4 protein-coding genes and 1 tRNA gene are annotated in these 7,190 nt (G+C 27.3%); 2 read left to right on the top strand and 3 right to left on the bottom strand.

What is annotated here, in order from left to right; translation table 11 throughout:
* Positions 1 to 193: 193 nt before the first annotated feature.
* Both ACPKM0_RS02710 and ACPKM0_RS02715 read right to left on the bottom strand, forming a co-directional pair.
* Entirely contained in the window at positions 194 to 712 is a 519-nt protein-coding gene (locus ACPKM0_RS02710; RefSeq protein WP_472473262.1) for a TetR/AcrR family transcriptional regulator, read from the bottom strand.
* A gap of 6 nt (positions 713 to 718) precedes the next feature.
* Positions 719 to 2,062 carry an MATE family efflux transporter gene (locus tag ACPKM0_RS02715; protein WP_472473263.1) on the bottom strand — a complete coding sequence of 448 codons (1,344 nt, stop codon included), beginning with the start codon at positions 2,060 to 2,062 and terminating at the stop codon, positions 719 to 721.
* Between the two features lie 431 nt (positions 2,063 to 2,493).
* On the opposite strand from ACPKM0_RS02715, the gene ACPKM0_RS02720 reads away from it, so the two are divergent.
* Positions 2,494 to 2,565: transfer RNA gene (locus ACPKM0_RS02720), tRNA-His, on the top strand.
* Positions 2,566 to 2,706: 141 nt separating this feature from the next.
* Positions 2,707 to 3,873 carry a tyrosine-type recombinase/integrase gene (locus tag ACPKM0_RS02725; protein WP_472473264.1) on the top strand — a complete coding sequence of 389 codons (1,167 nt, stop codon included), beginning with the start codon at positions 2,707 to 2,709 and terminating at the stop codon, positions 3,871 to 3,873.
* Positions 3,874 to 3,912: 39 nt separating this feature from the next.
* Here ACPKM0_RS02725 and ACPKM0_RS02730 read toward each other — a convergent pair.
* Positions 3,913 to 7,190, bottom strand: a 3,278-nt coding sequence (locus ACPKM0_RS02730; RefSeq protein WP_472473265.1) for a hypothetical protein, incomplete at its 5' end; no start/stop codon positions are given.

Raw genomic sequence — 7,190 nt, forward strand, 5'->3', positions numbered from 1 at the left:
AAGAAATAATCAATATATATATTTATATTTATATTACAAACTTGTCATAATATTTGAATTATAGAGAATATTTCATTTACGAAATATTTGGCAAAACTAGTTTGAACTTATTATTTATAATAAAATTAGCTTTTGACTAATTATATAGAAAAAATCAACTATTTATAAAGATTAATTTTTACTATAAATACATTTACTTTAAGATATCAATATACTCGTTTAATAAGATATCATTCTCTTCGATTGTACCATTTAATAAAAGAGTAATTAAAATATTAATTTTTGCTTGTTTTTGATTTATAGAACCTGATAATACTTTTCTAAAAGAGGCATCAAGAAAACTTCTTACGTTAAATAATTTAATTTCACTAAATTGTTTATTTTTCCCTAATAAATTAAATAGTTTATAGCCATAACCGTTTCTTTTTTTAATATCAGAAGTAATAACAATTATCATTTTTTTTATTTTTTCATTGTGATCAAGATTTTGTTTAAGAATATTATTTATTGATTCTTCAGTACCTTCCCACATTTCATTAAAAACATCACACCAAAGACTTTCTTGATTATCATAATAGTTATAAAGAGTTCCAACGGAAACATTAAGAACTTTAGCTATTTCTCTCATACTAGCAAGAGTTGTAGTTTTTTTTATAGATATATCTTTAGCAACCTCAATAATTTGCTGTTTATTTAATTTCTTATTTGCCATTATATTTTACATCTTCTTCTTAAACTTTTTAACAATTAGAAATAATACAATTAAAGTAAAGATAAATATTATTATATCAGATAATGCTTGAGCATAAAACACGCCATTAATCCCATAATATTTTGGCAATATTAATAACATAGGAATTAATAAAATTCCTTGCCTAGAAACACTAAATAATAAAGAAATAAACCCCTTACCTATTGCTTGTAAGAAATAGATTACATTAAATTGGATACTCATCGTTGTAATAGAAATCATATAAATGTTTAAATAAAATATAGCATAATTGAATACTTCTTCTGTTGGCTTAAATATTGAAATTATATTAGAGCCAAAGAAATATATTACTAAATTAAAAAAGATACCTAATAATATAGATAAGAGCATAGCATAATATAAAGATTTTAATAATCTCTTTTGATTTTTAGCTCCATAGCTGTAGCCTGCTAAAGGTTGTAGCCCCATACCAAGTCCAAAAAAAACAAATATAGAAATATAAATTAATTTAGTTACTATTCCAATAGCAGCAATTGCATTATCTCCACCAAAATTACCAGCTTGATTATTTATAAAACTAACAGAAATACTCATTAATAGTTGAGTTAGAAAGCTTGGAATACCAACGTTTAAGACTTCTTTCCAAATCTTTTTATCTATTAACTTGAATCTAAATTTAAATCTCAATAAAGATTTACCATTCAAATAATAAGATAATAAGATGATAGTTGTGGCAATTTGAGAAATACTAGTTGCTATAGCTGCGCCTTTTATACCTAAATTTAAAACAAATATAAAAACAGGATCTAAAATAATATTCAAAATAGCACCAGATCCCATTCCTATCATTGAATATTTAGCACTACCTTCTCCCCTTAATGAGTTATTCATTAACATATTTAATATCATAAAAGGAAAACCAAAAATTAAATAATGAGAATAATCTCTAGACATTTCTAATAAAGAGTTTGTAGCACCGACAAGCCTTAATAAGGGATCTATAAATATAAAAAATAATAAAGTAACACAAAGACCAACTACAATTGCACCAAAAAATACAATAGAAAAAGCTCTCTCAGCTTGTTCTTGTTCATTTTGACCTAATAATCGAGAAATATACGTTGAAACCCCTATTCCAAACATTAACCCTATAGCACTTAAGGATGTAGTAATTACAAATACTACTTGAGTAGCTCCTGTTGCAGTCGGACCTAACCATGATACAAACATTGTATCAACCATATTATAAACACCTTGAACTAATAACCCTAAAATTGCAGGTGCTGCCATTGTAATCAAAGATGTAAATACTTTTTCATCTCTTAATAAATATATTCTTTTATCACTCATATGTTTCTCTTATTTAGTTTATTTTGAACACTGTTCATAATGCAACTTATATTAATAATAGTCAACATTATGAAAAAAAATAAAATATAATTATTTTATAAAAAACCCCCATAAAAATGGAGGCTAAATTCCAAAAAAGATTGTTATGAAATTAAAAGTTCGGAATTTGATTCAAAGAATACAAAAAAATAAAACTCAAGTAAATAACAATATATTTTTTTTTACTTAATATCATAAATAATGTATAAATTTTCTTAAAATCATCAATTCTAGGCATAAAAAAACTATAATACTAAAGAAAAATTTAAACAAATTAATTATATTAACAATTTTTAAATATTTTTCCATTTTCTTATTGACAAAAACCATAAAAATATGGCATTGTATGCCTCGTTGAGCCACGTAGTAGTTAACTATTACAAGGCTATATGGTGGATGTAGTTCAATGGTAGAGCGCTAGATTGTGGTTCTGGTTGTTGCGGGTTCAAGTCCCGTCATCCACCCTTTGACATTAAGCGTTCGTAGCTCTACCTCACGTAGAGTTACGATAAAGCTAATTTCTTATCTAATAGGACTTATCAACCTATCTATTTTGTCTATTCTTTCTTTTTGGTTGCAATTCGCAGCAAAAAGGAGAAAAAAACATGAAATCAGGCAGTCAAGAAATCACAAGAGTTTATCTTAGAGGCAAATCAAAAAACTATTATTTTCAGTACTCAGATTCAAACGGAGTAAGACATCAAAAATCAACTAAATGCAAAAACAAGAAAGACGCAATAAAAGTAGCAAACTCTTTTATTGGAAACTCAAATAATTTTTCAAATGAGGCTCTTATACTAAAAGATTGGATTAGCCTTTTTATTAAACCAGAAACTAACCCACGCAGAAAATCAGCTTTATTAAATGGATCAAGATATACAGATAGTTATACAAAACTAAATTCTCGATATGCTAAATTATTACTTGAAGTCCTAAATGAAAAACCTGCTATTCTAAGTAAACCATTAGATCAATTCATTCGAATAGATTTCCAAAACATAAAAGAATTAATAATTACTAAAAAAGGTTATACTAGAACATCACAACTTCTATTTGATTTTTTAAAATTAACTTTTACCCAAGCATATCAAGAAGGAAGATTAGAATATAATCCTGGAGCAAATCAACCAAAAATTAACTATAAAGAAAAACCAAAATTTGCAATTCCTGCTAATATTTTAGCTACCATCATAAAAGATAAACATGTATTTCAATCTATTGAAAGATGGGCTTTCTATACAATTTTAGCTACAACAGGTATGAGAAGAGGAGAAATACTAGGGATGACTCCTTCTCGAATAAAAAATAACACTCTAACAATTGATAGACAATGGCAAAGAGGAAAATTTACAGAACCAAAAATGGGATTCACTAGAATTATACCTCTTTCAAAAACAACCTTATATGCTATTAGCTGTTTAGAAGAACCTGAAACACCAGATACCAGATATTTTAAAAAAAATAGTAACTGGATAGATTCAACTTTAGCACAAATAAGAATATATGGGTGTGCTAAATTCCCTGAAGATGAAGATATTATTAAAGAAATGACTTGTCATATTCTAAGGCACTCATTTAATACTAATCTATTAAATACTGGAATATCTCCTTTACTAATAGCTGAATATTTATCATGGAAACACCAAGACTTATTAAGGATACAAGCAAGATATACTCACTTAGTTGCAGACAATATGAAACCTGTAGCTGAAAAAGTTGATGAATTATATTCGCCAAATAAAATTATTAAAAAAAACTTTTTCATTCTATAGCATTTTTTTATCCCTGGAATTAACCAGGGATATTTTATCTTACTGAGACCAATAACCGCCAAGTAATCTCAATAGATCTTTTTCTTTTATTGCCCTATAGGCTCTCTGAGATTGAGTTGTTGGTAATCCATATAATAGTCCTAAAGTTTCAGAAAACATATTAAAACCTTTCTTTTTTAATGCTTCAGTATCATCATCTTCATCCTTAAATTCTTGCCATACTGTTCCTACAGCATTTAATGCTGGTTGCCAAGCCATAGAACTTCCAAACCTATATGTGTCAAAGGCCTCAACTACATCATCACCAACTAAAGGAATCGTATCACCTATCAATTGTCTAATAACTGAATCAATAAAACTTTTAACTAAACTTTTATACTTATCTTCATCATCCCCAGCAGCTTTCATTAAAGCTCCTGTTGTTGCCACAAATATACCTGCTGATAGAACATTAGAGAATAAGGTTCCCATAACTTTACTATATTGTTTTGTCTTCATAAAATAAGGTAAATCAAAAAATAATTGATTCCATCTTTGAAAGTTATCATTCTTAAATCTAGCCAACGTTCTTAAAAAATGACTTTTACCCGCTTGGACATCTGATAAATCCATTTCATTTGAGGAAGATTGTGTTTCAGCAATAAATTGACTAGCTCTAAATATAGCTTCTTGTTCAGTTTGACCTTTTCTTATTTGAGTTTTATAAACACCCCACCATAACTTTGTAGTAACAAAGGCATCTATTAATTCAGAACCTTTCATACCCGCATCTACAGCTTTAGAAACACCTCTAGTAGTTTTATTTGTATGCTCTAGATTTCTAAATCTACTAACTTCTAAATTAAATACACGATTTTTCATTTCTGGAGCTAAAGTTTCCATTTCAGATTTTCGATTCATAACATGTGGATCTATTAAACATGCAACTAAAATATCTGTATCTATATCACCTCTTACACTTGCCCCTAATGAAGCTAATTGGTGCATAGTTGCTGATACTGAATATGTAATCCTACTAGCTGAAAAATTAGATAAAGCTAGATTGGCCATCTTCTCTATTTTTGAAATTTGTTCAGATATTTTAGCAACTCTATTAACAAAATCTTGCAAATTCTTTTGTCGGCTTTCCCCATAAAGATTAGATAGAATTTGACCTACTGAAGCATTATCAGCTAATAAATAGTTTGAATCTTTTACCCAACGTGAAAAAGCTATAACTCTTTCCTGAGCATCTACCTGAGATTTAAATGTACTAATAACATTTAGATCCAAGGAGTAAATTGCATCAACTCTATCTTTCATCATTCCATTATCAACCCAACTTTGTAATGTTCTTTTTGCACCAATTACTTTAGTTTTTGATGATTTATCTTCTTTAGGTTCTATTGAATCAGCAGCTAATGGGAAATAATTTTTTTCTTTTTTAATAATCTTATTATAAACATGATAAAGAGTATTTTCTAACCTTTCTGAAGCATCACCTCTACCTATTAATTCTATTAATTTATGTGCAAACATAATATCTTTGTTAGATAATTTAGCTTGAATGTTTAAAATATCATTATTAGATAATTTATTACCACCAGCACTCATTAATTTAGGCAAACCAAATTTATTTAAAGAATAAATATATACACCTAAGCATTGTTCTCTGGTTAAATCTATTTCAATATTTTTTGAAGGATTATATTTATAAATCTTCTCGGCCATATAATTTATGTTAATATCATGATCTTGCATATATTTATCTAAAACTTCTATTCTTTGCTGTTTATGCAAGTAATAGGAAGAAAAATTACCTTGTAAATCCCTTGTAAAATGATTATATAAAACACCCTCTTTATTTCCGTCTAATTCCCTAGAAATTCTTTGAATGTGACCAAACGCACCAGTAAATACATTATATGCTCTTTTCATCTTACCTTCTTTCCCATGAAAGAAAATATTTTCTGGAGCATTTTCAACATTAACTCTAATATCTCTATTGATAGCTGAAGCATAACCTAAGTTTTCATCAAATCTTTCAGCTTGCCTACCATACATTTGTGTGAAATAAGCATTATTTATAGCCTCTCTTCTTTGTCTTTCAATTTCTTTTTTATTGAATAAGCTAGCCTTAGAATCATCCAATAAATTTCTTAATACTAATTCAAGTTTTTCTAAATCTTCAACATTCCAACGACTAACACGATTGTCCCTGGTTAAAATAAAATCTTTAGGAATATATTCCATTAACATTCTAGGAATATATAAAGGTTCATTACCAGGTCTATTGAAATCATCTGAAAATGGAATATTTAAAGATGTATCTTCTCTATTTTCTCTATCAAAGATATGATGAACCCAATCAATACTTTCTTTATATTTTGCGTCATGAATATCACTGTTAAATTTAGATCTAGTTTTAATATTTTTAATTAAATCATTTCTTACTATTCTTGCTTTACGATTTACTTCTTTTTCATTTAATACCTCAATAGTTTTTAAAGCTCTTTTTAAAGCATTATTAACAGAAGTTAATTCTTTTTTAGTTTCTTTATTATCAACTTTAGATGCTTTTAACTTTTCTACTTCTTTTTCTAATGAGTTAACTTCTTTTTTAGCTGCTGATAATTCTTTATCTTTAATATCTAACTCTTGGATTTGTTTTTCTATATACTCTTCAGTTAATTCAATATTAGTTAAATTCTTTTGTTTAATATTTTCATCAACTTTAATATTTTTAAATCCTGAATAAGTGGATAACTCTTCTTCTATATCAACATCATTTAAGAACATTTCACTATAAGCTAATCTATCTGAAATATCAGAAATATCATTATCTCCATGAAGCATTTTTATTCTTTGTTCAGCTTGTTGCTTAACAATTAAAGCTTGTCTGTAAGCCTTTGTATTCTTCTTGATTTGATTTAAAGCCTGGCTAACTTGTTTCTTTGTTGAATCTTCATTAATAGACAAGACAATAGGAGAAACACCTTTAAATACTGGTTGTTTTATTACAACTTTATTATTTTCTACATCCATATATGGAGTATTTAATTCAATTGCTAAATTAATTAAATCATATTTATCTGAAGTACTATTAATAAATACTCTATCAGCTTGTTGAGGAGTAACAACTCTAGAAAACTCATATATTTTAGCTGCAAATGCACGTTTAGAATCTTTATTACTTAACCAGGTATCATTGAAGTTATCTAAATCAAAAGCTAAATTTTCATCAAGATTTTCTTCATCAGTAATTTCATTTATACTTTGTAAGAATTCATCTAAGGTATCACATGATCTAGCTGTATCTAATATCCAAGGAAACGCTG

It is taken from the genome of Pleomorphochaeta sp., from assembly GCF_050031695.1.
GTDB lineage: Bacteria > Spirochaetota > Spirochaetia > Sphaerochaetales > Sphaerochaetaceae > Pleomorphochaeta.